This is a genomic window from Alkalihalobacillus sp. BA299 (assembly GCF_017745675.1).
Classification (GTDB): domain Bacteria; phylum Bacillota; class Bacilli; order Bacillales; family Bacillaceae_F; genus Alkalihalobacterium.
Genome location: NZ_JAFLJM010000008.1, coordinates 181,231 through 204,795 on the forward strand (window position 1 = coordinate 181,231; position 23,565 = coordinate 204,795).

Below are 23,565 nucleotides of genomic sequence, written 5' to 3' on the forward strand. Positions count from 1 at the left end.
AGTTCATTTTATTAGTAGTTATATCATAAAAACCTAAAGATATCTATGAAGGACACGTTATAAGATTAAAATTCTCCACTACTATCATACTCACCACCGCCCCATTGTAAACGTCAATCCTCTTCTCCATCTAAAGTCTGAACTATCCCTCAAAAAAACACGTCAAAGTATGTAAAAGAACTTCCTCCCTCTGCCAGATGTTTCCAGATACTTTTCGTATTATCCTAGAACTAAGAAAACAATAAGGAGTGATCGATAATGAATCATTTTGGTTTTGAAGAAATCATTAATGAGAAAAAGAGAAAAGTAAAGCGAATTTCACAAGAAGGGTGGAAGTTTCAGACAAATCCTTCCAAAAAAACAACATGGTTTGGTAAACTTAAAAAGAAAATAACTACGGCTAAATGAGGGAAAAACCACACGCAAGAGCAATGCACAAGCTGCTAAGCTACGTGCGTTCTAATAAGTTCATATACTAAAAAAAACAATGAAAGCGAGGGGAGCAGATGGAAAGTAACCATCAGGAAATGACGAAGCTAAAAACGATAAAGGCTATTGCAGAGACATTAAATCAAGGAAACAACTTAAATGAAATGCTTCAATCGGTATTAAAAGAATTACTAAAAGTGACTGAACTTGAAACCGGCTGGATCTATTTAATTGATAATCAAGGAAATTACGAACTCATTGCTGACGTCTACCTGCCCCCTGCCCTAAGCTGGCAAGACAAGAAACCGATGTGTGAAGGAAATTGCTGGTGCATTCAAGAATACAATGAAAACACGTTAAAAAAAGCCTTCAATATTATTGGCTGTAAACGAATTGACGATGCGATTAAATATGATTGGGGAAAAACAAACGATATTACTCATCATGCCACCGTCCCCCTGCAAGCGGGCGATGAGCGCTTCGGCTTACTCAATGTCGCTGCACCGAACAAAGACCGCTTCACAAATAACGAACTCGCCCTTCTTGAAGCTGTTGCGTTCCAAATCGGAACCGCCATCAAACGAATGAAGCTATATCATAATGAACAAAAGCGCGCAGCACTCTATCAATCACTGGGTCAAATCAGTGCGACTCTCAATGCCAAGCGTGCAAAGGAATCGAACCTTGCGGAAACGGTAGTAAGTGAAATGTATCGTGCCTTTTCATGGTCTGGTATCCAGTTTGAATGTAACCACTTAAAATCAGAAATACAACCAACAAAAAGTACTCATTTAAAAACAATTGAAAAAGAGATTCATCTTGGTGAAACAAAAGGCAAACTTAACATATCCCATATGGAATTCGATGCGATTGACGAAGAAATTATTCAGCAACTGAGCAACCATCTTGGCATTTTATTTGAAAATGCACGCCTTGATGAAAAATCGAGAGAAATTGCCTTAATTGAAGAACGGAATCGACTGGCGCGAGATTTACACGATTCTGTGAACCAACTTTTATTTTCTCTGTCTCTTACAGCTCGCGGCATGAAGGAAGTTAAAGACATTGACAAACTGCACCACTCCCTCTCCTATATCCAAGAGCTTTCGCAAGAAGCGTTACGAGAAATGCGCAGTCTCATTTGGCAGCTGCGTCCTTCTGGTTTAGAAAGTGGTGTTGTAAGCGCAATAAAATCCTATGGAGAGATGTTGATGTTAAACGTTGACTTCGATCTCACCGGTGTATTAAACCTTCCGAATACGACCGAAGAATGTTTATGGCGGATCGGACAGGAAGCCTTAAATAATATTAAAAAGCATGCCCAAGCCAGCACCGTTAAAGTAAAAGTTGACGTGACCAAAAATAGAGTAAAAATGACGATCACAGATGACGGAATCGGGTTTAACCCTTCCATTATCCAGCATAGCCCTACGATTGGACTTTCAAGTATGAAAGAACGAGCAGAGATTCATGGAGGGTATCTAAAAATCAATACGATAGAAGGAAAAGGAACGACCATTTCCGTTTCTGTTCCTATTTAAGGAGAGAGTGAAATGACAATTCGCGTTCTAATTGCAGACGACCATCACGTTGTACGAAGGGGATTACGTTTTTTTCTAGATACACAAACTGATATTGAAATTGTTGGCGAAGCAACCGATGGTCAAGATGCCGTTGAAAAAGTTAACAAACTAAACCCAGATGTCGTCCTAATGGATCTCGTCATGCCTAGGATGGACGGAATTGAAGCTACAAAAAAAATTAGAGAAACGAATACGACGATCAAAATATTAATTTTAACGAGTTTTTCTGACCAAGATCACGTCATCCCTGCCATCCGAGCAGGTGCCAATGGCTATCAGCTGAAAGACATTGAACCTGATGAATTAGTAAAAACAATAAAAGCAGTTTATGACGGTCAAAGTCAATTACATCCGCAAGTGACACATCACGTCCTAACCCATATGACAGGAGGCGGCCAAGAAGAAAATTTACTCGATACACTGACGAAACGGGAAAAAGAAGTACTTATTGAAATTACGAACGGGAAAAGTAATAAGGAAATTGCCAACACCTTATTTATTACAGAAAAAACGGTTAAAACACATGTTTCAAATCTATTAAGTAAACTCGAGCTCGCAGACCGCACTCAAGCTGCTCTTTATGCAATAAAAAACGGAATAAAGTAATGTCTCAGTCTAAAGTTGTAGAATCATGTGCTGACAAACGAAGGCAAGCAATTAATAGAACCCGTAATCGATGAGCTAAAATTCTATTTAAACACGGCTAAAAGCTTAACGTATAAATAGATTAGACCTTCTTTCTGCATAAACATCCTATTATCGCTACCTTCTATTTACTCTTTCATGCAAATTCCCCTTTCATTGACGGAAATGAAGGGGGAATTTTAACGTTTACTGCTTTATTTTTTGAGTTCTATCCTGTTATTTTCAAGTTTTGTCCTTTTATTTTCGACTTCGGCTGTTTTATTTTCAAGTTCTAGCCTTTTATTTTCAACTTTTGACCATTTATCGATTTCTCGACAATATCAGACAAAGTTCAACACTCCTCCAGCACTCTTCCACTACTCATTTACGAAGTTGAAACTAAAAATTTACAAACTATTAAATTTACAGCTCATCCAATCGCTACTTTTCAAGACAAAAGTATTAGCTCAATTGCTTAAATTGAATGGAACTACTTAGTAATCATTAATTTTCAGCATAACTAATTCCTTAGGAAATCATCAAATCCTCCATCCTCAACGATCTTCACCTCCTACTTTTGCATTATTTTCCAACATTAACAATATACTAATTGTTTTTAAATAAACAATTAATCTTCATTTGTTAAATTTTTCATAGAAGAACTTCAGCGATTGGCAGCCTATTAAAAATGGAGGAGGCAAATTGAATGAAAAACCATGAAATGAACAGACGTGACTTTTTAAAAGTGAGTGGAATGAGTACGTTAGCATTAACTTTAGGGACAACAGGTGTATTTTCTTTAGGTGGACAAGCTAATACTTTAGCCGCTGGAGGAAAAACAAACAACCCAACAAGTGGCTTTGGTGGGTACGGCCCATTAGTTAAAGACCCAAATGGAATATTAGATCTTCCACAAGGGTTTCACTACAAAATTATTTCAGAGACTGGAAACAAAATGACAAACGGTGATTTAGTACCAGCAGGCCTCGATGGAATGGCAGCCTTCCAAGGACCAAATAATTCGACAATACTTGTCAGAAATCATGAGCTTAGTACGAACTCTTCATATCCAGTAAACGGAAAAAACCCGTGGAGCAAAGGAGCTGCTGGTGGAACAACTGCTCTAGTCGTCACACCTAACCGTGAAGTAGTCAGTGAATATGTAACAAATTCAGGAAATATTCGTAACTGTGCAGGCGGCCCATCAACTTGGGGTACGTGGTTAACCTGTGAAGAAACTCGTAACATGGGACATGGCTTTGTCTTCGAAGTCAATCCACATGATCCAGAAAATGAAATGTCTAGAACACCGATTAGAGATATGGGGTACTTTTCCCACGAGGCCTGTGCTGTAGACCCACAAACAGGAATTTGGTACTTAACTGAAGATAACAACCCAAGCTTCTTCTATCGTTTTACTCCACATGATCGTAGTCAAAAGCTAGGTTCATTACAAAAAGGAGGAATTCTTGAAGCAGCAGCCATCGACGAACTTCCAGCTAATCCAGCGAGCAACTTTACAAGTGGACAAAAATACGGAATCGTATGGAAAGAAGTGAATCCTGAACGTGCAAAAGAAGATGCAAGAGATCTTGGTTGTATCCGATTTGAACGATTAGAAGGTGCTTGGTTTGCTGCAGGGACATTCTGGTTTGACGACACAAGTGCTGGAGACGGCAATTTCGGCCGTATTTATCGATATTTCCCAGCTACAAATACATTGGAACTATTCTATGAGTCGACAGCATCTAACGATTTAGAAATGCCAGATAACATCACAATTACACCTTGGGGAGACCTTTGGATTGCCGAAGATGGTCCAGGAAATGACCGTATTATCGGCTTAACTCCAGAAGGAAACGTTTATCCTTTTGCTGAAAATAGTCTGACCGGCTCTGAATTTGCAGGTCCAACTTTTTCACCTGATGGAAAAACTCTTTTTGTTAATATTCAAAGTCCTGGTATTACTTTCGCCATTTGGGGACCATTTGCTCGCAGAAATTCAGCTCGCCAAGCAGCTATGAGCCATGCTGCGCCTCCAGCAAGCTTTGCACCACAAATTTCAAATAAAGTTGCACAATATGCAGAAGAGAATGGAATGTCACCATTAGCTGCGGCTGCTTTAGAGCGCCATGGAGTAACGATTTAATCGTTAGTTAAATACTGATAATTCATTTACCTAAGGAGGCTTTATCTATGTTATCAAACATCGGAATTCCTGGTTTAATTCTTGTATTAGTCATTGCCTTAATTATTTTTGGCCCGTCAAAACTTCCAGAGATTGGACGAGCTTTTGGATCAACATTAAAAGAATTTAAAAAAGCGACCCATGAGTTAGTGAATGACGATAACAAAAAAGAAAAAGTAGAAGAAAAAACAAAGCTACAAGCTATTGAACAGTCTAATAGTAAAACAGGAAGCTAGAAGATAAAAATATCACTTCGGTGTCTAGCACTGGCAATTCTTTAATACATCTAAGTATCCAAAATTCACAGAAAAAACTTAAACAATTTTGTGGCAAGGTCCAGTGCTAGACACGTTACTTTTTAACTTCATCCTCTTCTAATGAAAGGAGTTTAGGGATGGAAAAAAACGGTATGCAACTCGTTGATCATTTAACAGAATTACGTAGTCGAATTATTGTTACTTTAATAGCTTTTGTCATTGCCCTAATTGGCTCATTTGTTTTTGTAAAAGACATTTATCAATACTTAGTAAAGGACTTTGATGGAAAACTAGCACTATTAGGTCCAGGCGATATTCTTTGGGTGTATATGATGATTGCAGCGGTAATTGCCATTGCGATTACAATCCCCATTGCAGCCTTTCAATTATGGCGATTTATCAAACCGGCCCTCACAAAACACGAGCAACGAACCACTTTACTTTTCATTCCTGGTTTATTTACTTTATTTATTGGTGGTATATCCTTTGGTTACTTTGTTTTGTTTCCACTCGTTCTTACCTTTTTAACGAGTATCGCCGGAGATCAATTTGAAACGTTTTTCACAGCAGAAAAGTATTTTCAGTTTATGCTCCACCTGACATTACCTTTTGGCTTTTTATTTGAAATGCCTGCAGTAGTCATGTTCTTGACTAAATTAGGAATTGTAAACCCTCAAAAACTTGTTAAAGTAAGAAAATTTGCTTATTTTTTACTCATTGTCCTTTCTGTTTTAATAACACCTCCTGATTTTATTTCAGATGTTTTAGTCATTATTCCTTTATTAATTTTGTACGAAATTAGCATTACGTTAAGCAAAATCGTTTATAGGAAAAAGATTTCTACAGAAGCATCTGTCGCTTCGAGTTAAAGGAGGAAGTTGAGTGATTGTCGTTTGTCCTAAACATGTAAAAAATAGCCAAGGAAATAAATAATTCATTAAACCAATTTACATTAACATCAAAAAGAAATCTCCCTCTTCATGTACGGTGAGCGGTGCCAAGTGAAAAGAGGGAGATGAATTTCGGATAGTGATAACGGAACTGGGTCGTCATTTACAGCTTCATTACAAGCATACTTTTTATCAGCTCTATTTTTTTAAAATTACCACTGTATCTTTCACTCCATCAGTCTGAAAACGTTTGGATTGGATCTCCTGCTTTTTTATAAATTTCCGTCACAAGTGTTGTCGTCATCGTTGCGGATTGTCCATCTACAAATGGAAGGCGGTCTTTTTCAATCGTTCCACCTCCCTACAAAGCTGAAATAGAAATAGACTTACGATCCACTTCATATCCTATTCGAATTTTTTCTTTCTCTACAGGGCCCTTTGAAAACCATTTAATATTTTTAGAGGTAGTCCCCGAAACGTTTAATAGCGTATTTACTTCTGTTAAACTTTCAGCTTGGTGGATACAAACATCAGTACAATGCTCCAAGTCTAGTACTATTTCGCCTGCTGTTTTTATGGATAGATTCGTAAAATCAATGTTCTTTCCATAAGAGGCGATGACTCCTTGATCAGCATTCATGATCACCATCAAAAACACCACTTCCGGTAAAAGCAACATGCTCTAACCCTTCCCCATCGAGTGGTGACTGACAACGGACGACCTCCTCGCCTTCAAAGCTCGATATAATTAATGGAAAATCCGTAAATTCACGAGAAAATAATACAACAGCACCAGCTTCGACATGTAAATTTAAATGACTTGTTAATGTGATGGGTCCGGTAAGCCAAACCCCAGCTGGGACGATCACCTTTCCTCCGCCAGCTTTTGCACAAGCCTTGATTGCCGCTTAAACGATGTAAACGCTTTCGCATTGCGACTTGAATTATCCTTTTAGGTCGTTATGTCCGAACTGTATAAATAAATAATCACCACTACCAATCTCATTTCTAACCTTGTCTAAATGTCCTTCTGTAAGAAAGTTTTTTGAACTACGACCTGAAGCTGCTTCATTTACAATTTTGATATGGTTATCCATAAAGTCTGGTAATAATTCGCCCCAACCTGCTCGTGGTCGAACTGACTTATCATATTTACAACATGTTGAATCTCCTACTAAAAACACCTTCGTACTCAAAACGCCTTCCCCCTCTTTTTCCGTTATACATGAGATTGTAGATTCCAAGATTTAAATATCTTTTCAATCGTATACTGGTAGTCCATCACTCGTTAACTTACAGTTCATAAATACATAGCCAAAAATTCTTAAACACTTGTTGATCGCCATTCATATAGGCAGCTAAAGCTTGACCGACGACTTCGCCTCTACCAGCAGAGTTTTCAAACGTTACGTTTTCGATTACAATATCATCAGCTACAATCATGCGCCCTACCTCCTCTAAATTGTTTTTTTAACCATCGTTCACATAACGTCGTCCAAGCAAAGGCTTCCGGATGATCAGCGGCTAACCCTAACCCATGCCTTCCACTTTCAAACGAGTGAAGTTCTAAAGGGATTTGATGCTTTCTTAATGCTAAGATTTAAGTAGAGAAAAAAGGAGGGTGACTCATAGTAGTTGAGGTGCCTGACACTTTGCTTTTTGAGTCATCCTCTTTACTCATCTAAATTATCGTAATTACCCTACTTTAGATATTTCCTTACCTTGTTGCAGTTGATACATTTGAAAATACTTTCCTTTACGTTGTAGTAATTCATCATGCGTTCCCCGCTCAACGATTTCGCCTCGATCCAAGACAAGAATTTGATCTGCATTTCGAATCGTCGACAGCCTGTGTGCAATGATGAATGTCGTCCTTCCTTTTTTTACAATGTTCAGTGCATGTTGGATCATCGCTTCTGTTTCGGTATCAATATTTGCTGTTGCTTCATCTAATATTAAGATAGCAGGATCGTAAGCTAAAGCACGCGCAAATGAAATCAATTGACGCTGCCCGGCAGATAACGTACTTCCCTTTTCAAGAACAGGCTCCTCGTATTGATTTGGCAAGCTTTCAATAAAACGGGCTGCCCCTACGTCTTGCAATGCTTTTTTTACTTGGGCATCTGTAATTTCTGGATTATCTAAGCTTACATTCGAAGCAATCGTTCCTGAAAATAAGAACGGGTCTTGAAGGACAATCCCCATATGCTTTCGCAGTTGTTGACGCGGGATCTCCTTTGCATTCATTCCATCAATCGTAATCTTGCCTCGAGCAATATCGTAATACCGAAAAAGAAGATTAATAATCGAGCTCTTTCCTGAACCTGTATAACCAACTAATGCAACAGTCTCTCCTTTATTGGCTGAAAAGGTAATATTTTTTAGTACATCGTTCTCACCGTCGTAAGAAAAAGACACATTATCAAAACGAACATTTCCTTCATAGCGAAGAATATCGCCTTCATCGACAACTTCACCCTTTTCATCAAGTAGCTGAAACACTCGCTCTGAAGCGACTCGAGCTTGTTCTAGCTGGGCTAACTGATTGACGATATCTGTAACCGGTTGAAATAAGCGATTTAAATAATCGACAAACGCATATAACATTCCAATCGAGATGAACCCTGCTGCTCCAATCGACTGTCCACCAAAATACCAGATGAGAACAACAAATGCTACGTTACGAAGAACGAACACTAAATTGTGTGAAGTTATCGCATTTAAGCTTAATAGTTTGTTTTGATACGAAAAGTGCTCCTCATTCAACTTCTCAAATTCTTTAGCCGTTTGTTCCTTACGGCGAAACGCTCGAATAATTGGCATACCCTGGATCGATTCATTAATCATTCCATTAATATCACTTACACGTGAGCGAATAAGATGATTGTATTTCGATGCCACTTTTCGATATAGGGTCATCCAGATGATTAATATGGGAACGAGCACTAATGTAATCATCGCTAATCTCGTATCTAGGAAAAACAAGGCGATAAATATCCCGGTCATATAAATTATACTTGTAAAAAACGTCGCTAATACTTTTACGTAAAGCTCACGGATTGCTTCTGTATCATTTGTTACACGTGAAACAATCTTTCCTGCAGGCAGGTTATCAAAATACGTGATCGGTAACCGCTGAATATGTTCAAATACATCGGTACGCATTTTTTGAATAATCCGGTTCGCTGCAGTTTGAAGCATTAATGCCTTTCCATATTGGAAAAAGGCCGCGACAACAAGGAGTACAATATAAAACGCTAACAGTATAACCATGGGCCTGATTTCAGGTTGATAAAAATCAAATAATTGTTGTTGACTTAGCTTTTCAACTGCAAAGCTGGCTGTCTTTTCACCTTGTGCAACTGTTAGTCGGTTTTCTTCAATGGTACGATTTCCGTCAAACGGTAAATGCTCCGGGACGACATAAAAGGAACGTCCGACTTGAACAATTTGTATTTCGCTTCCTACTTGTTCCTCAGGTACTGCATTCTGGCTGCGAGTATAATATCCACCTTTGTAAAAAACTGTTTTCTCACTTTCTTCGACCACTTCAACCCAAGGGCTCTCAATACCAAGCATATGATCATCAATCATTTTCTTGGCAATAAAAGGGCCGGTTAGCTCCGCTGCAACGGCAACCGTAAGCATGGCTAGCGCAAGAAATATTGTCTTTTTATATAGCATCGCATATTCAAAAAGACGTTTTCCTGTTGTTTTTTGTTTCATTTAACTCACCTCACTGTAGGAATCAGCTTGTTGGCGATCATACTGCTCTTTATACCAACCTTCCTTTTCGAGTAGCTGATCATGGGTGCCTTCCTCAACAATTTGTCCTTCATCCATGACAACGATCCAGTCGGCATGCTGAACGGCAGAAAGGCGATGTGCCGTTATAAATGTCGTTTTCCCTGCGCGCTCGAGACGAATATTTTCAATAATTTTCGCTTCCGTCTTCCCATCAACAGCTGACATCGCATCATCAAGGATGAGGATTTCAGGATTTTTAATTAACGCTCTCGCAATCGAAATACGTTGCTTTTGGCCCCCTGAAAGAGCAACTCCCTTTTCACCGACTAGTGTATCAAGTCCTTTTGGTAATGACGTTATATCCTTTTGAAAATCTGCTAATTCTAAAGCTTGATGTATTTCTGAGTCACTTACTTCATCTTTACCAAATTGCAGGTTTTCACGGATCGTTCGCGAAAAGAGAATTTGTTCTTGCGGAACATAACCGACCCAAGCGTGGACAGTATCGACTGGAAGCTTTTGAAGAGGAACATCTTCAACAAAAATATTTCCCGCTCCAAGTGGATACTCTCGTAATAATTGCTTTAATAGCGTCGTCTTCCCACTCCCTGTTTTTCCGACGACCCCAACCGTTTCCCCGCGGTTCACCAATAACGAAATGTCTTTTAAGTTATCAGTTGGTGATGAAGGATAACGGAATGAATAATGTTGAAACGAAATGGTGCCTGGCACCTCGACATGAGTTGGCTCGACGTCGTCTTGTACGTCTGCTTGGTAAGCAAGTGTTTCGTTGACTCGATCAAGCGATGCGTTCCCTCTTTGCAAGACATTAATAAGCTCACCTACAGCAAACATTGGCCAAATTAACATGCCTAAATACACATTAAAGGAAATCAGTTCACCAAGTGTAAGCGTCTGTTGAAATACAAGATAAGCACCAAATCCAAGTCCAATCACATAACTGAGTCCGACAAGAATTTTGATCGTCGGCTCAAACAAAGCATCGACTTTTGCAACCGCAATGTTTTTGTTGTATACATCCTCTGTCATCGCATTAAAACGTTTTTCGTCTGCTTTTTCTTGAACATAAGCACGAATCACTCTTACACCTGAAACCGATTCAAGAACATTATCATTTAAATGACCAAATGAATCTTGGGCAACGGTAAAACGCTGGTGTATGAGTTTCCCATAATAATTAATTGCAATCGCCATTAACGGTAACGGCAGTAACGCAGCAAGTGTGAGCTGCCAGCTAATCGTAAAGCCCATTACACCAATGATAATGATCATGAAGATCGTCGAATCAATCAATGTTAGAATCCCGAATCCAGCCGTCATTGAAATCGCTTTTAAGTCATTTGTCGCTCTTGCCATTAAATCTCCGGTCCGATTTTTCTCATAAAAGGTCGGCGTCATTTTCAAGAGATGTTTCATAAAGCGAAACCTCATAATTCTCTCAATTAAAAAGGCCCCTCCAAATAACTGATACATCCAAACATACGTAATGATATAACTGACGACAATGAGCCCTCCGTAAAACAATAATAGCTCTGTTAAACGCTCTGTTGTCATTTGGCCAAAGTGCATATCATCAATAGCGATTCCGATTATTTTCGGGGGAATAACATCTAAAAAGCTAACAAGAATTAATAATGTAACGGCAACGGTATACCGCTTCCAATATTGTTTAAAAAACCACCCTAATTTCCAAAGTACTGAAAACATCCATCGTCCCTCCCTTTATTGCATCATTTGACACTCGTTCGTTAGCCACCATCCATCCAATCACGTTCAATCATTCGAATAACCTTTTTGATTTACCATGACGGAGGTAATCGGTCACTTTACTACAACCTTAGACTGATATGTTTTTTCACTATAATGATTTCTCATTTCCCCTAAAAAATTAGCCCTAAAAGATGCAAAAAGGCACCATGCTTGGGCGCACGGTGCCTAAAAAAGGGCATAAAAATAACGTACGTCACAACCATTGTGACCTACGCAGGAATCAATGCATACGAGTGCTATTATCCAAAGATAATAATTTATACTCGATCATTATGGCGGGTCACATTCGATTTTAATAAAATTGTGTTAGTGAAAACGTTTAACTGCTTCATGACGTAACCCTCCCTTTCTTGTATATTTGCATTTATAAGTGTATAATTTTCCAATAATTGTGTCAACAACAATTTTAATCCTTCCTTTTTTTCGACAAAATATTATTTTAGTAAAAGTAAAGACTATAGTTGAAATAAACAATAAGGAGAGGACTATCGTGGATCAACCAAAAACAACTGTTGCTGGTACAAATATCGAAGAAGTCAAACGGCTCAATGCTCAATCTGGCCTCACCTATAACGAAGTAAAAGCACTGCTGGCAAAACAGAAACGAACAGCCAAAAAGTAATGTAATGTAAATGGAGACAGGCACCTTTAACGTATTAAAGGGCCTGTCTCCGTTATTTATTCATTTGTGCGAGAAAGCCACCAAGAAGGTTATCAACGCTCTCGTCTTTTTCTAGTGTTGCTTCCGCTGATGAAGCCACTTCTTGCTTCGCTACATCCCAATCGAAGTTTTCCAGATCATCCTCTAGGTCTACTTCATCTGTCGCTTTGACTTCTTCTAGCTCCGTTATCTCTCTTTCATGACTTGTCTCGATTGTATGCTCTAAAGGAGCTGTTTTGCTCTCCTCTTCTTGCAAGTATAGCGCCTCATTAATATCTAAAGCATTACTATTTAACGCAGCTAAAATTGAAGTTGCGCGAAGAGGATCAGTTAATAATTGATAAACGATACTACCTAAGAGAGCTTCTGAATGGGAATGCTTCAGCCAATTTCGTTGTTCTTTCGTTAATGCTTTTGGAAGCGGAATTGCTAAGGTTTCTCTGTCTTTTGCCAGTGAATTGCTCACACCTTCTAAAGCAAATTGAGCAATTTTACTGGAAAAATTTCTTCTTTCCGTTTCCTTTAATTTTTGTAATTGCTTAATGATATGGTCAGGTGTATCCGAAGGAAGCCGAAACGTAATTGCCTGTCCTCGTTGTATTTCTGTGGTCCCCTTTTTTTTCATCGAATCACCCTATTTATTTTCCACTGGTTTTTTCTCTGTCGCTTTTGTTTCCTTATTGTTCTTACGGACAAAATCTGAAATTAACTTATAATAGGCGTTTGCCATCATCCAAATACTTTCTTTTTCATCCTCAAAAAATTCAATATTATAGCCATCTAAGTTATTGTTTAACGTTTTAATATAATCCTTTAAAACCATAGCTCCGCCACCGACAAAATAGCAAATTTCCGTTTGAGAATTTTTTTGCCAAACATTACGAAGGTGACGGTACTGCTTTTTCGCTAACTCTAACAAAATACGATCAGTGATATCATGGACGCTTGTCCGACTGCCTTTCACCATGATATGGTTTCGATCATTTTTTCTCGTAATAATTTCAACGACGTCACGGCGACTATCTAATTCAACCCCATGCTTAGACCGAATTTCTTCACGAATCGCCTCAAGTGATTCAGAAACCCCAATATTAAACCCTTGCGCCTTATCATCGTCTACATTTCTATTTTTAATAACAGCTACATCGGTCGATAACCCGCCTATATCTTGAATGAGAATTCTTTTATCAATTAAATCTCGATTAATGATATTTAAATCCTTGTCCATCACTAAATTAATATAAGCAGCAAATCCTTCTGGATACACTTTTACTTCATCAAACTTAATATTTACTTTTAGCCCTTGATACTTTGGTGTAACTAAAAACTCGACTTGGTGAACAGAGCCTAATAGTTGAGAACGATAACCGACATCTCTTCCTTCCTTCACTTCGCGGAGCGGTAACCCTGTTCCAAGAGTATAGTTGGCATCAATAATATTTTTTAAGTCTTTTGAAGATTTCGAACTTTGTGTGCGTACTGCGTCTAATGCTAAAGAAGTGAACAGCATCACTAACGTTTGATCTTCTTCTGATTTGCTACTTCCTGGATCAAGTTCATTAGGGTTATCGCTTTTTGTTGCTAGATTTCCAACACGATAAATGACATTGTTCTCTTTGAGAGCAGGGGAGTGAACCCGAATATGAATTCCATCGAGCGGATCTTTTTCATTCAAATCTTCGATGCCAATAACCGGCCTATCTTCTGTATCTCTAGCTATAACATTTGGTATATACAACTCCGAATCATACTTTCCAAAAATCGCCTTAACACAATCATTCCCTACATCAATCGCAGCAATTCGAGAAACACTCATCCAATCATCCTTTCGAATCTTTTTTGCTCGCTTTCGTATGCTTTGTTGCTTTTTAGACCGTTTGTTAAACTTTCTATAAAAACTATCATTTTCCTGCTATCTTAAGCGTAAAGGAGGCTAGTAGAACGGTCAATACATCATAAGTTGTGTTCAATTCGTATACGAAAACACAATTAAGTATACAAGTAAACTAAATTGTAAACACGTTGCTACTATGCTATGTATACGGATTTGTGTACAAGTTTACAAATTCGCACACAAAATGAATACACTATGTTTACACGTATACATGATTGTACACAAATGAAACATGTTACTTTTTCACTCGGTAATATGACTCGTTTCTGTTTTTACCTACTACTTTAGTTGGCAATTGGTTATACTACGATTTCCGTTCACTTTACCGTTAACAGAATAAATGATAGATTTTATCCTGTTTAACTAACTTGCACTCAGTTGTGGTGAAGCCCCTACAAAAGTATCTTCACATTTTTTGTCACAGCATTTCATCATATAAGGTGACGTTTTCTCTATTCTATTAACTTATCACTATTGTATTTAACTTATAAAAATAAAAACTGTTATTTTGTTAACCATATTTTTATTTTAGTTGACATCTGACATTTGTGAATTTATACTAAGCAAAAGGAATTCTTTTATACTATTTTGAAAATGGTGATAATGATGAAACTGAAACATATGATGTATGCTTCGTTTTTTGTTGCTGTTATAGCAGCGCTCGGTATTTTACCGCCTCTTGTTCTTCCGATTACACCTGTTCCAATTACAGCTCAATCGTTAGGCGTCATGCTGGCTGGAGCTATTTTAGGTGCTAGGTACGGTGGATTAAGTCTTGTTATTTTTGTTTTACTCGTCGCATTTGGTGCTCCACTTCTTTCAGGTGGCCGCGGTGGCTTTAGCGTATTCTTAGGTCCTAGTGGTGGCTATATTTTAAGTTGGCCCGTTGCCGCATTTGTAATTGGATATTTAGTGGAAAAGTATTGGCATAAGATGAACGTAACTCGTTTTATTTTATTTAACGTAATCGGCGGAATTATCATTATTTACGCTGGGGGTATCACTTTCCTTTCCTTTAACACAGGGATTGCGTGGGGAACAGCAGCCTATCAAGCTCTTATTTATATCCCTGGTGACATTGCAAAAGCAATCGTTGCAGCAGTCATTGCCATGCAGATTAAGAAAGCATATCCACTTATTAAAAAATCAAATAATATGCACAATAAAGCTGCATGATACAAGAAAAGCGCAAGCGCCCGTTCAGCGGTGTATGGACTGGACTGAGCCGCAGGAGATAAAGGAAACACGATGAACGTTAGTGAATTGATGATGACTTATCGTACGGCGGTGAGGGAAGTCCACTAGACGCTGGGCGCTGCAGCTAGACATCCTCGAAATTTCTTATTCTTTAAAATTTGTTGCTTGGTGTCCCTTGGGCACCTTTTTTCTTTTTCTTATGAAAGACGCCAGCCATTTCCCTCCTCTCTATTAATGGTATAATCATGGAAAATAACATAACATGGAGGAACTTTTATGGTAATTGGTCAAACGATTCAAGAAATAGCACATACATACTCCTCTAAGACTGCGATTGTATGTGGTGATGAACAAATCACCTATCAGCATTTACATGAAAATGTCCGTAGAATTCAACAACAATTAGTAACTACAATAGGCGATCCACACCAAAAAAAGATAGCCTTTTTACTTGAAAACGATGTACGTTTTTTATCACTTTTTTTAGCGATCAGTGAAATGGGAGCGATCGCAATCCCGCTTGATCCGAAATGGAGTTCTCATGATTTACAACACATCGTTACCGATTGTGCACCTGACCTGTTGATTACAGCTCACCAAATCGATACTACTGAAGTTCTTACACTATCACTGGATCAGCTCCTACAACAGCCGAGGACAGCGTTCCGAATAAAGACCCGCTCCGAATACGACCTTTTTTACATTGGCTATACATCAGGTACAACTGGGAAACCGAAGGGCTATCTACGAACTCACTCCTCATGGATACATAGCTTTTCTGGAAGTGAGCTAGTTTTCAAAATAAAAGAAGAAGATATCATTTTTGCTCCTGGCCCCCTCGTTCACTCTCATTTTTTGTATGCAGCCGTTCATGCACTTTATATCGGAGCTACACTATATATCACAAAAAAATTTAATGCCGAGATGGTGTTTCGTACATTAAGTACAAGTCCTATTACGATACTCTACCTCGTGCCAACGATGTTTTCTGCACTTTATAATGTATACGAAAAGAAAGAACAACCCATCAACACTGTCAAAAAAGTCATATCTTCTGGTGCAAAATGGCAAGCTCCCTTAAAGAAAAAAGCGCGTCTCGTCCTTCCTTATGCTGAAGTATTTGAATTTTACGGAGCCTCTGAATTAAGCTTTGTTAGCGTTTTGGACGATCAAGGTAACATTGAGAATCCAGAATCAGTCGGCAGCCCCTTTCCTGGCGTTGAAGTATCGATTCGACGACCTGATGGTACTGAAGTTGATCGTGGTCAAATTGGTAAATTATTCGTTAAGAGTAAGCTAACATTTAGTGGATACCTCAACAATCCTCTAGCAACAAGCGAAGTCTTTCACGGGGATTGGGCGACAGTCGGCGACTTAGCTTATATCGATGCCAATGGATACATCACCCTTGTAGGACGCGAGAAAAATATGATCATAAGTGGAGGCCTGAATATTTACCCAGAAGAAGTCGAGAAAGTATTGTCTACCCTCCCTGAAATCGATGAAGTTGTTGTCATTGGGTTGGACGATCCATATTGGGGTGAAAAAGTTGTTGCAGCTATTAAGTGGAGGCTAAACCAACAACTCACTGATCAGCAATTAAAAGAGTATTGCAGACAAAAGCTAGCTTCTTACAAATGCCCGCAGCTGTTTATTAAGCTTGATGCTTTTCCGTATACGACGAGTAGAAAAATTGCTAGAAATGAAGTAATGAAGCTTTTACAAGAAAAATTAGAACACCAAAGGACGTGAAATGATGAAAGAAGCCGTCATTGTAACAGCAAAACGCACAGCCGTCGGCAAAGTCGGCGGTATGTTCAAAGATGTTCCTCCTCAACAATTAGTTGCCCCCCTCCTTCAACATATTATCAAGCAATTTCAACTTGATGAAGCTTCGATTGATGAAGTCATTCTCGGGAACACGGTAGGACCAGGCGGAAATATTGCTCGCTTATCTTCGTTAACGGCAGGATTACCTGTTTCTGTACCAGGGGTAACTGTCGACCGACAATGTGGTTCTGGATTAGAAGCGATCAACCTTGCAGCTAGGCTCATTCAAGCTGGCGCAGGTGACTTCTATTTCGCAGGTGGTGTAGAAAGTACAAGCTTAGCTCCTTGGAAAATTGCAAAGCCTTCTTCTCTATATCATCCAAAAGGTCCTGAACTGTTTACGAGAGCCCGTTTTTCTCCAGATGATATCGGTGACCCAGACATGGGAATAGCGGCTGAAAATGTAGCAGAAGCTCACCAAATCACTCGTGAAATGCAAGACCTGTATGCGTACAATAGTCACGTAAAAGCTGTTCAGGCAACGGAGGCTGGGGTGTTTTCAGATGAAATCGTCCCAGTACATGGAATGACGATCGATGAATGTCCACGTAAAAACACAACGATCGAAAAACTCAATTCTCTTCCTCCCGTTTTTAAAGAAAATGGAACCGTCACGGCCGGAAATGCTTGTCCGATTAATGACGGTGCTGCTGTCGTGTTAATCATGTCACTTGATAAGTGTAAAGAACTAGGGCTGCAGCCGACATTACGCTTTGTTGATGCAGTTAGTGCAGGAGTTGACCCGAACTATCTCGGCATCGGCCCTGTACCAGCAGTTACAAAATTACTAAAACGGCAACAATTATCCGTTAAAGACATTGATATCGTTGAATTTAATGAAGCTTTTGCATCCCAAGTATTAGCTAGTTTACATGCATTAGAAATCCCACTAGAAAAAGTGAATCAAAATGGAGGTGCACTGGCAATTGGACATCCATACGGAGCATCAGGAGCCATTTTAGTGACACGATTGTTATCGGAAATGAAGAAAAAACAGCTGAAACGTGGCTTAGCTACATTAGGAATTGGTGGCGGATTAGGACTAGCTACTCTTTTCGAATGGGTTGATTAATTAACTAGAAAAAAGAGGTGATCATTTGAAATTCAATGAACAGGCTGCCATTATTACCGGCTCAACGACAGGAATTGGTTATAGTATCGCAAAACAGCTTGCAGCAAGTGGCACCGCCGTTGTTATAAATGGGCGAAATCCCGAGAGAGTTGAGCAAACCGTCTCGGAAATCAAAGCGCGCGGAGGACAAGCAGTCGGTTTAGCCAAGCCAATCGAGCATCCTGAAACAGGACAGAAGCTCGTAGACCTTGCCCTCACATCGTTTGGCCATGTATCGATTTTAATTAATAATGCCGGAATTATTCATGACCAAATGTCTTATAAAATGACAGATCGTGAATTTACTAATGTCATCAATGTCCATGTAAATGGGACATTCTTCTGCACACGACCGTTCATTCAGGCACTTAAACAACAAAAGAGTGCCGGTCACATTATTAATATGACATCGACCGCAGGATTAGAAGGTACCATCGGTCAAGTCAATTATAGTGCAGCCAAAGCTGCCATTAACGGGATGACATGGACACTGGCCAAGGAACTTAAGCGTGACAAGATCGTAGTAAATGCCATTGCCCCAGCTGCTCTAACGAATATGACACAACCTTATATTGAAAAAGCAAAAAGAAAAGCGGCTGAAGCTGGCGAAGAGCTCCCTTCTTATTGGGAAATAGGTTTACCTGATGATGTAGCGAGCTTTGTAATGCATCTATTAGAGAACCGAGATTTAGAAAAGACAGGAGCTATCTTTGGAGTGAATGGAAAAAAGATTGTGCGCTGGCCCCCGCCTACCTCAGCTCCATATCATTTTGAATAATAGGTAACAAAAGAGAGTGAATCGTTAGGACTTACCCGCCTCGACCTTGTGAAAGCCCCAAGTTCCATTCTTCTCGAATGCACTTAGACCATGCGAATGAGGTGCATAACTCTTTTTCGATTTCACTCTCTTCTTACCCTTTAGACGACCGATTCAACGACAATAACCGACCAGCCTTTACCTTTATACGCATTGTTTTACTTGCATTTAAGCTTTCTTCCGCAAACTTTTTAATTTCTGTCGCAACGACTGAAAATCCACGACCAGCATCACCTGCTCGAGCTGCTTCGATTCCTGAATTTAAGACCAAGAAATCGATACATATGTGGTTAGTCATTACAAAAACCTCGTGTCATTATCTAACATGACTAATAACTGAAAGCTAAAGTTACTTAAACACTGAAAGAGGTATATTTAGTGCGCTTTTTAAACGGTGTAGGACGAAGTTTTTACAGTTGTCTATGTCCTTTTAAGACAAAAATGACTGGTGATTTTGAACAATTAGGAAAAGAGATTTTAGCTACAATGTACATTCAATAAAAAAGAGAGAAGTGATACGATTAGCCAAAAGCTACAAGTGACGTGAACGATGATACTGAAAGGAAGGAATGAATAATAATGAGCTTAGAAGCTTTAAGCGAACGAGTAAAAACTGACCTTTCTTATCTCGCTTTCGGAGGATTAGATTGGGTTCGCCCAGTGAACCATCCTGAGGGACATGTCTATGACGTTGTCATTATTGGTGGCGGCCAAAGTGGCCTCGGAACGGCCTTTGGACTGTTACGTGAAAGAGTCTCGAACATTCTTGTTATCGACGAAAACTGTGAAGGGCTAGAGGGACCTTGGGAAACGTATGCCCGTATGATTACCTTGAGAACACCTAAGCATTTAACATCTATTGACCTTGGCATTCCTTCTTTAACCTTCCGTTCTTGGTGGGAAGCTCAATTTGGGCCGAAAAGCTGGGAGACCATCGATAAAATTCCTCGAGGCGATTGGATGGATTACTTACGCTGGTATCGAAATGTGCTTAATTTACCCGTCATTAATGAGGTGAAGCTCAAGCTAATTGAACCGCTCGAAGAAGGAGTTCACCGTTTGCATATCGAAGGCCGAGGAGCACCAGCTAAACAATTACTTGCTTGTAAAGTCATTTTGTCAACGGGTATTCAAGGTGGTGGCGAATGGCATGTACCACCAATGATTTCTAATCAATTACCTCGACATCTCTTTGCTCATACCTCTGAAGCAATTAATTTTAATACGCTTAAAGGGAAAAAGATTGCTATTTTGGGTGGTGGAGCTTCTGCCTTTGACAATGCCAATTTTGCACTAACAGAAGGTGTAGCTGAAGCTCATGTATTTGTCCGCAGGAAGGAATTACCTCGTATTAATCCTATTCGTCAAATGGAGGGGTCTGGTATGATTGAACGCTTCCATACACTCTCGGACGCAGAGAAATATGCAGCGATCGCCCATTTCTTTAAACACAATCAGCCACCGACGAATGACACATTTGACCGCGCAGCTTCTTGGCCTGGTTTTCACCTTCATTTAGGTTCGCCTTGGCTCGATGTCAAAGCTACAAATGAGGGCGCAGTCGTGACTACAGCGAAAGGTAAGTTCACCTTTGATTTTCTCATCATCAGCACGGGTCTCCTCACTGATCCAGCTTTACGTCCAGAGCTTAAACTTGTTGAAGAGCATATTGCACGTTGGGGGGATTACTATAAAGCCCCTGTAGAATTAGCAAATCCTATGCTAGACGCACACCCTTACCTCAGTCCTGGCTTTGCATTTTTTAGTCGTGATGAAAGTGGAAAGAAGCGTCTGCATGGCCTCTTTGCTTTTAACTACTCCGCCTTGATTAGTTGTGGTATATCAGCATCTGCACTATCTGGCATGAGATTTAGTATACCTAAGCTTGTTTCAGCAGTAGCCGATCAGCTATTCCTCGATGACCGGGAAGACATTTTACAAAGCTTCTTTAACTATGATGAGGTTGAGTTTGTTGGGGAGTGGTCGAAAAAAGAATCCCTTCTGTCTATAAATCGAACCACATAAAGAACAAAAGTGCTACAGACTGATGACGTCCCAAGTGAAGCTGAACCACTTGGGGCGTATTTTTATCAGCTATACTGCAATTTTAAAAATAGAGTCGTCATTATGAATTTATGATCCAGATTCCGAAAATATAGTCCAGATTTCAGTGTTATGATCTAGATTTTCAAATATTCTGTCCATGTTCCATGTTTTATTGTCCAAACTGTGTCTAAATTGTGTCCATATTGATTAAAAAGTTACCAGCCGCTTTAATAATTCTCGTCCTATTGTTATGACGCTGCAAGGAGCTAATCGATGTATTCAAATGCACTTTTTCCATTTGCTTTCACCTTGTACATTGCCATATCTGCCTTTTTTAAAAGGTAGGAAGGTTCTTGTCCGTCTCGCGGATAAATACTAATTCCAATACTTATAGAAAGATGGATGAACTCCCCATTCAATTCAAACGGATCGTTTAACACCTTTACGAATTTTTCAGCTATAATGGCAGCATCTTTATCATCCTTCAGCTGGCTTAATACTACAGTAAATTCGTCTCCTCCAAGGCGAGCAATCGTATCCGTACTTCGAATGCAGCTTCTTAAACGCTGAGCCGTCTCTTTTAGAACGCGATCCCCTATATCATGACCATACGTATCATTAACTTCTTTAAAATCGTCGAGGTCCAAGAACATGATAGCTAGTTTATCGCCGTTTCTTTGTGCATAACTAATAGCCCAAGCAAGCCGATCATTGAAATAAAGGCGATTCGGTAACTCTGTGAGAGAGTCATGCAATGAGCGATGCCTACTGATTTCTTCAGAGGTCTTAATTTCGTTATACTCTACTTCCATTTCTTTAATTAAACTTTTTAGCTTATACACACGATTATAGGTGGTAGTCACATCACTAATTTGTATCAAAGCATAACAGGAGTCGCCTTCATAAAGCGGCTCAATCCGCATATTTTGCTTAATAGCATTCTCATCCTGAACCTCTTTAGGAAGAAAGAATGCCTTATGCAATGTGCTTGAACAAAATCTGCTTTGGCCATGAAATAGTACATTTTGCAATATGTCTGAATAAGTTTTCATTTTAAAGCGTGGATAAACGTCACTTAATTTATTACCTAGAACCTCCACCCGCTTCTTACCGGACAAGCGCTCTAGCCATTGGTTCCAGAAAAGAATTTTTAAATCTCTATCTACAATGATCATGCCAACATTTGTCTTATCTAATGCTTGAAAAACTAAACTACCCAGTTTATCCATGAGCATTCTCCAATAATGCATCAATTTTACTAAGCAGTGTTGAGATCGAATTCATACTTAGTGCAATGACGATCACCCCTTTTACGTTAGTCTCCGCAAGTAAAAAGGAAGTGTGTAAAATCAATACATGGACTTCATTTTGAAGAAAAGTCGTTTTGTCTGCTTGAGAGATAAATATAAGCTCGATCTCCGGTAATGCATACTCAAGCCTCAATTCCAAAAAATTCCCAAATTCTCCGATAATTGCATTCAGAATGACATTACTAATTTCCTTTAAAACGTCCAAATCTGTATCCATTAAACTTTTTGCATCTACATCATTTTCTGTTATCATTTCTCCTAAGCACGTATTTACTAATATTTTAGCCTGGTCTGCAGGGAACATCAAAATCGCTTTTCCATTAAACTCATGACCAAATTTTAATGACGAAGTGATAAGGTGACCTTCACTAAAAAAAATATTAAACCTCTGGTCAAAAGGATCAACATCAGATATGGAAATGAGTTCAACTTCAGGAATAGACAGAGCAATTTTTTGGCTAACCATCTCAGAAAGCATATTAGCTGCTTGTCCGACATACACATTCACTAATTCCGTTAATAAATCCTTTTGAAGGTCATTTAACATTTTGCGCCTCCTTAATTAATTTGATTAACAATTCGGCTTTTTCACCGGTTACCGGTTTATTAATAAATCCAGCAACTCCTAGTTCCTCGACTTCATCTCTTGTCGCTTTTTGAACATCGGCTGAAATTACGATAATCTTCGTTTCATGATCCTGCTCCCGGACTTTCCGAACGAGTTCCTGTCCACTCACCACTGGCATTAAAAGGTCCGTCGTCACCATGTCTGGCTTTTGCTCTAAAAATAATTTGTAACCTTTCTTTCCATCATTAGCCGTTATAACTTCACAGCCTTCAATATTTTCAAGTATAACTTTTCGAATTACATTTTGTACAAACAATGAATCTTCGACTACTAATATTTTCATAACTTCTTATCCCCCGCATCCCATATTCATTGTGCTGTACCTATTATATCGTTTTACTACAATTCAGAAAATAAATACATTACAATATCCATCAATTTTTTACATTTTATTCTATTACACTAAAAAACTTTGTCGCTCCCCTTACTTTATTGCTAATTTTCACATCTAAATATATATTTACAAAATATTTTGCTCATGGTAAACTTTTATGAACAAAGGAAACTTTTTAACTTTAGAAGCATACTATTCATTAAGGTAAATACCTAAACCGCTTCAGTG

Annotated in this window: 24 protein-coding genes; 12 read left to right on the forward strand and 12 right to left on the reverse strand. The window is 39.0% G+C overall.

Annotation, left to right across the window (positions count from 1 at the left end; all coding sequences use genetic code 11):
* Positions 1 to 258: 258 nt before the first annotated feature.
* The 6 genes from J0N78_RS12780 to tatC all read left to right on the forward strand — a co-directional run bounded on the left by J0N78_RS12780 (position 259) and on the right by tatC (position 5,950).
* A complete protein-coding gene (locus J0N78_RS12780; RefSeq protein ID WP_209123484.1) occupies positions 259 to 408 on the forward strand; it encodes a hypothetical protein in 150 nt (49 codons plus the stop codon).
* 98 nt (positions 409 to 506) lie between these two features.
* Positions 507 to 1,970 (forward strand): GAF domain-containing sensor histidine kinase, encoded by a 1,464-nt coding sequence (locus J0N78_RS12785; RefSeq protein WP_209123485.1) that lies wholly within the window; start codon positions 507 to 509, stop codon positions 1,968 to 1,970.
* Positions 1,971 to 1,982: 12 nt separating this feature from the next.
* A complete protein-coding gene (locus J0N78_RS12790; RefSeq protein WP_247747281.1) occupies positions 1,983 to 2,618 on the forward strand; it encodes a response regulator in 636 nt (211 codons plus the stop codon).
* Between the two features lie 724 nt (positions 2,619 to 3,342).
* On the forward strand, positions 3,343 to 4,785 hold the full coding sequence (locus J0N78_RS12795) for an alkaline phosphatase PhoX (RefSeq protein WP_209123486.1): 1,443 nt from the start codon (positions 3,343 to 3,345) through the stop codon (positions 4,783 to 4,785).
* 47 nt (positions 4,786 to 4,832) lie between these two features.
* Positions 4,833 to 5,060, forward strand: coding sequence for a twin-arginine translocase TatA/TatE family subunit (locus tag J0N78_RS12800; protein ID WP_209123487.1), 228 nt, complete (start codon positions 4,833 to 4,835; stop codon positions 5,058 to 5,060).
* A gap of 158 nt (positions 5,061 to 5,218) precedes the next feature.
* Positions 5,219 to 5,950 (forward strand): twin-arginine translocase subunit TatC, encoded by a 732-nt coding sequence (gene tatC / locus J0N78_RS12805; RefSeq protein WP_209123488.1) that lies wholly within the window; start codon positions 5,219 to 5,221, stop codon positions 5,948 to 5,950.
* Positions 5,951 to 6,332: 382 nt separating this feature from the next.
* Here tatC and J0N78_RS12810 read toward each other — a convergent pair whose 3' ends face one another.
* From J0N78_RS12810 to J0N78_RS12835, 6 genes are all read right to left on the reverse strand, one after another.
* Entirely contained in the window at positions 6,333 to 6,650 is a 318-nt protein-coding gene (locus J0N78_RS12810) for a hypothetical protein (protein WP_209123489.1), read from the reverse strand.
* Positions 6,601 to 6,840: a glycoside hydrolase family protein gene (locus J0N78_RS12815; RefSeq protein ID WP_209123490.1), complete on the reverse strand. Its 240-nt coding sequence runs from the start codon at positions 6,838 to 6,840 to the stop codon at positions 6,601 to 6,603. Before J0N78_RS12815 ends, J0N78_RS12810 begins: the two co-directional genes overlap by 50 nt.
* A gap of 75 nt (positions 6,841 to 6,915) precedes the next feature.
* Entirely contained in the window at positions 6,916 to 7,167 is a 252-nt protein-coding gene (locus J0N78_RS12820) for an SGNH/GDSL hydrolase family protein (RefSeq protein WP_209123491.1), read from the reverse strand.
* 97 nt (positions 7,168 to 7,264) lie between these two features.
* On the reverse strand, positions 7,265 to 7,414 hold the full coding sequence (locus J0N78_RS12825; protein ID WP_209123492.1) for a hypothetical protein: 150 nt from the start codon (positions 7,412 to 7,414) through the stop codon (positions 7,265 to 7,267).
* Between the two features lie 252 nt (positions 7,415 to 7,666).
* Entirely contained in the window at positions 7,667 to 9,697 is a 2,031-nt protein-coding gene (locus tag J0N78_RS12830; RefSeq protein ID WP_247747282.1) for an ABC transporter ATP-binding protein, read from the reverse strand.
* Complete coding sequence (locus tag J0N78_RS12835; protein ID WP_209123493.1) at positions 9,698 to 11,446, reverse strand: ABC transporter ATP-binding protein; 1,749 nt, start codon at positions 11,444 to 11,446, stop codon at positions 9,698 to 9,700. It abuts the gene before it with no gap.
* 553 nt (positions 11,447 to 11,999) lie between these two features.
* Here J0N78_RS12835 and J0N78_RS26160 point away from each other — a divergent pair.
* Positions 12,000 to 12,131, forward strand: coding sequence for a hypothetical protein (locus J0N78_RS26160; protein ID WP_280637218.1), 132 nt, complete (start codon positions 12,000 to 12,002; stop codon positions 12,129 to 12,131).
* Between the two features lie 52 nt (positions 12,132 to 12,183).
* On the opposite strand, the gene J0N78_RS12840 is transcribed toward J0N78_RS26160, so the two are convergent.
* Both J0N78_RS12840 and J0N78_RS12845 read right to left on the reverse strand, forming a co-directional pair.
* The gene (locus tag J0N78_RS12840) at positions 12,184 to 12,795 is read right to left on the reverse strand and encodes a hypothetical protein (protein WP_209123494.1); all 612 of its coding nucleotides are present in this window, start codon (positions 12,793 to 12,795) and stop codon (positions 12,184 to 12,186) included.
* 9 nt (positions 12,796 to 12,804) lie between these two features.
* The gene (locus J0N78_RS12845; RefSeq protein WP_209123495.1) at positions 12,805 to 13,986 is read right to left on the reverse strand and encodes a ParM/StbA family protein; all 1,182 of its coding nucleotides are present in this window, start codon (positions 13,984 to 13,986) and stop codon (positions 12,805 to 12,807) included.
* Between the two features lie 684 nt (positions 13,987 to 14,670).
* Between J0N78_RS12845 and J0N78_RS12850 the strand changes: the two genes are divergently transcribed.
* The 4 genes from J0N78_RS12850 (at position 14,671) to J0N78_RS12865 (ending at position 18,980) form a co-directional block, all read left to right on the forward strand.
* Positions 14,671 to 15,240 carry a biotin transporter BioY gene (locus J0N78_RS12850; RefSeq protein WP_209123496.1) on the forward strand — a complete coding sequence of 190 codons (570 nt, stop codon included), beginning with the start codon at positions 14,671 to 14,673 and terminating at the stop codon, positions 15,238 to 15,240.
* Positions 15,241 to 15,537: 297 nt separating this feature from the next.
* Positions 15,538 to 17,013 (forward strand): AMP-binding protein, encoded by a 1,476-nt coding sequence (locus J0N78_RS12855; RefSeq protein WP_209123497.1) that lies wholly within the window; start codon positions 15,538 to 15,540, stop codon positions 17,011 to 17,013.
* Between the two features lie 4 nt (positions 17,014 to 17,017).
* On the forward strand, positions 17,018 to 18,163 hold the full coding sequence (locus J0N78_RS12860; RefSeq protein WP_209123535.1) for a thiolase family protein: 1,146 nt from the start codon (positions 17,018 to 17,020) through the stop codon (positions 18,161 to 18,163).
* Positions 18,164 to 18,188: 25 nt separating this feature from the next.
* Positions 18,189 to 18,980: an SDR family NAD(P)-dependent oxidoreductase gene (locus tag J0N78_RS12865; protein ID WP_209123498.1), complete on the forward strand. Its 792-nt coding sequence runs from the start codon at positions 18,189 to 18,191 to the stop codon at positions 18,978 to 18,980.
* A gap of 133 nt (positions 18,981 to 19,113) precedes the next feature.
* Here the strand turns inward: J0N78_RS12865 and J0N78_RS26165 are convergent, their stop codons facing one another.
* A complete protein-coding gene (locus J0N78_RS26165) occupies positions 19,114 to 19,317 on the reverse strand; it encodes a methyl-accepting chemotaxis protein (protein ID WP_280637214.1) in 204 nt (67 codons plus the stop codon).
* A 281-nt stretch (positions 19,318 to 19,598) separates the two neighbouring features.
* Between J0N78_RS26165 and J0N78_RS12875 the strand changes: the two genes are divergently transcribed.
* Complete coding sequence (locus J0N78_RS12875; RefSeq protein WP_209123499.1) at positions 19,599 to 21,044, forward strand: NAD(P)-binding domain-containing protein; 1,446 nt, start codon at positions 19,599 to 19,601, stop codon at positions 21,042 to 21,044.
* Between the two features lie 287 nt (positions 21,045 to 21,331).
* Here J0N78_RS12875 and J0N78_RS12880 read toward each other — a convergent pair whose 3' ends face one another.
* Genes J0N78_RS12880 through J0N78_RS12890 form a run of 3 tightly spaced genes read right to left on the reverse strand, consistent with a single transcriptional unit; the run spans position 21,332 to position 23,286 of the window.
* Positions 21,332 to 22,294, reverse strand: a complete 963-nt coding sequence (locus J0N78_RS12880) for a sensor domain-containing diguanylate cyclase (protein ID WP_247747283.1) — start codon at positions 22,292 to 22,294, stop codon at positions 21,332 to 21,334.
* A complete protein-coding gene (locus J0N78_RS12885; RefSeq protein WP_209123500.1) occupies positions 22,287 to 22,922 on the reverse strand; it encodes a chemotaxis protein CheC in 636 nt (211 codons plus the stop codon). The genes J0N78_RS12880 and J0N78_RS12885 overlap by 8 nt, the downstream gene beginning before the upstream one ends.
* Positions 22,912 to 23,286 (reverse strand): response regulator transcription factor, encoded by a 375-nt coding sequence (locus J0N78_RS12890; protein WP_209123501.1) that lies wholly within the window; start codon positions 23,284 to 23,286, stop codon positions 22,912 to 22,914. Before J0N78_RS12890 ends, J0N78_RS12885 begins: the two co-directional genes overlap by 11 nt.
* Positions 23,287 to 23,565 lie beyond the last annotated feature (279 nt).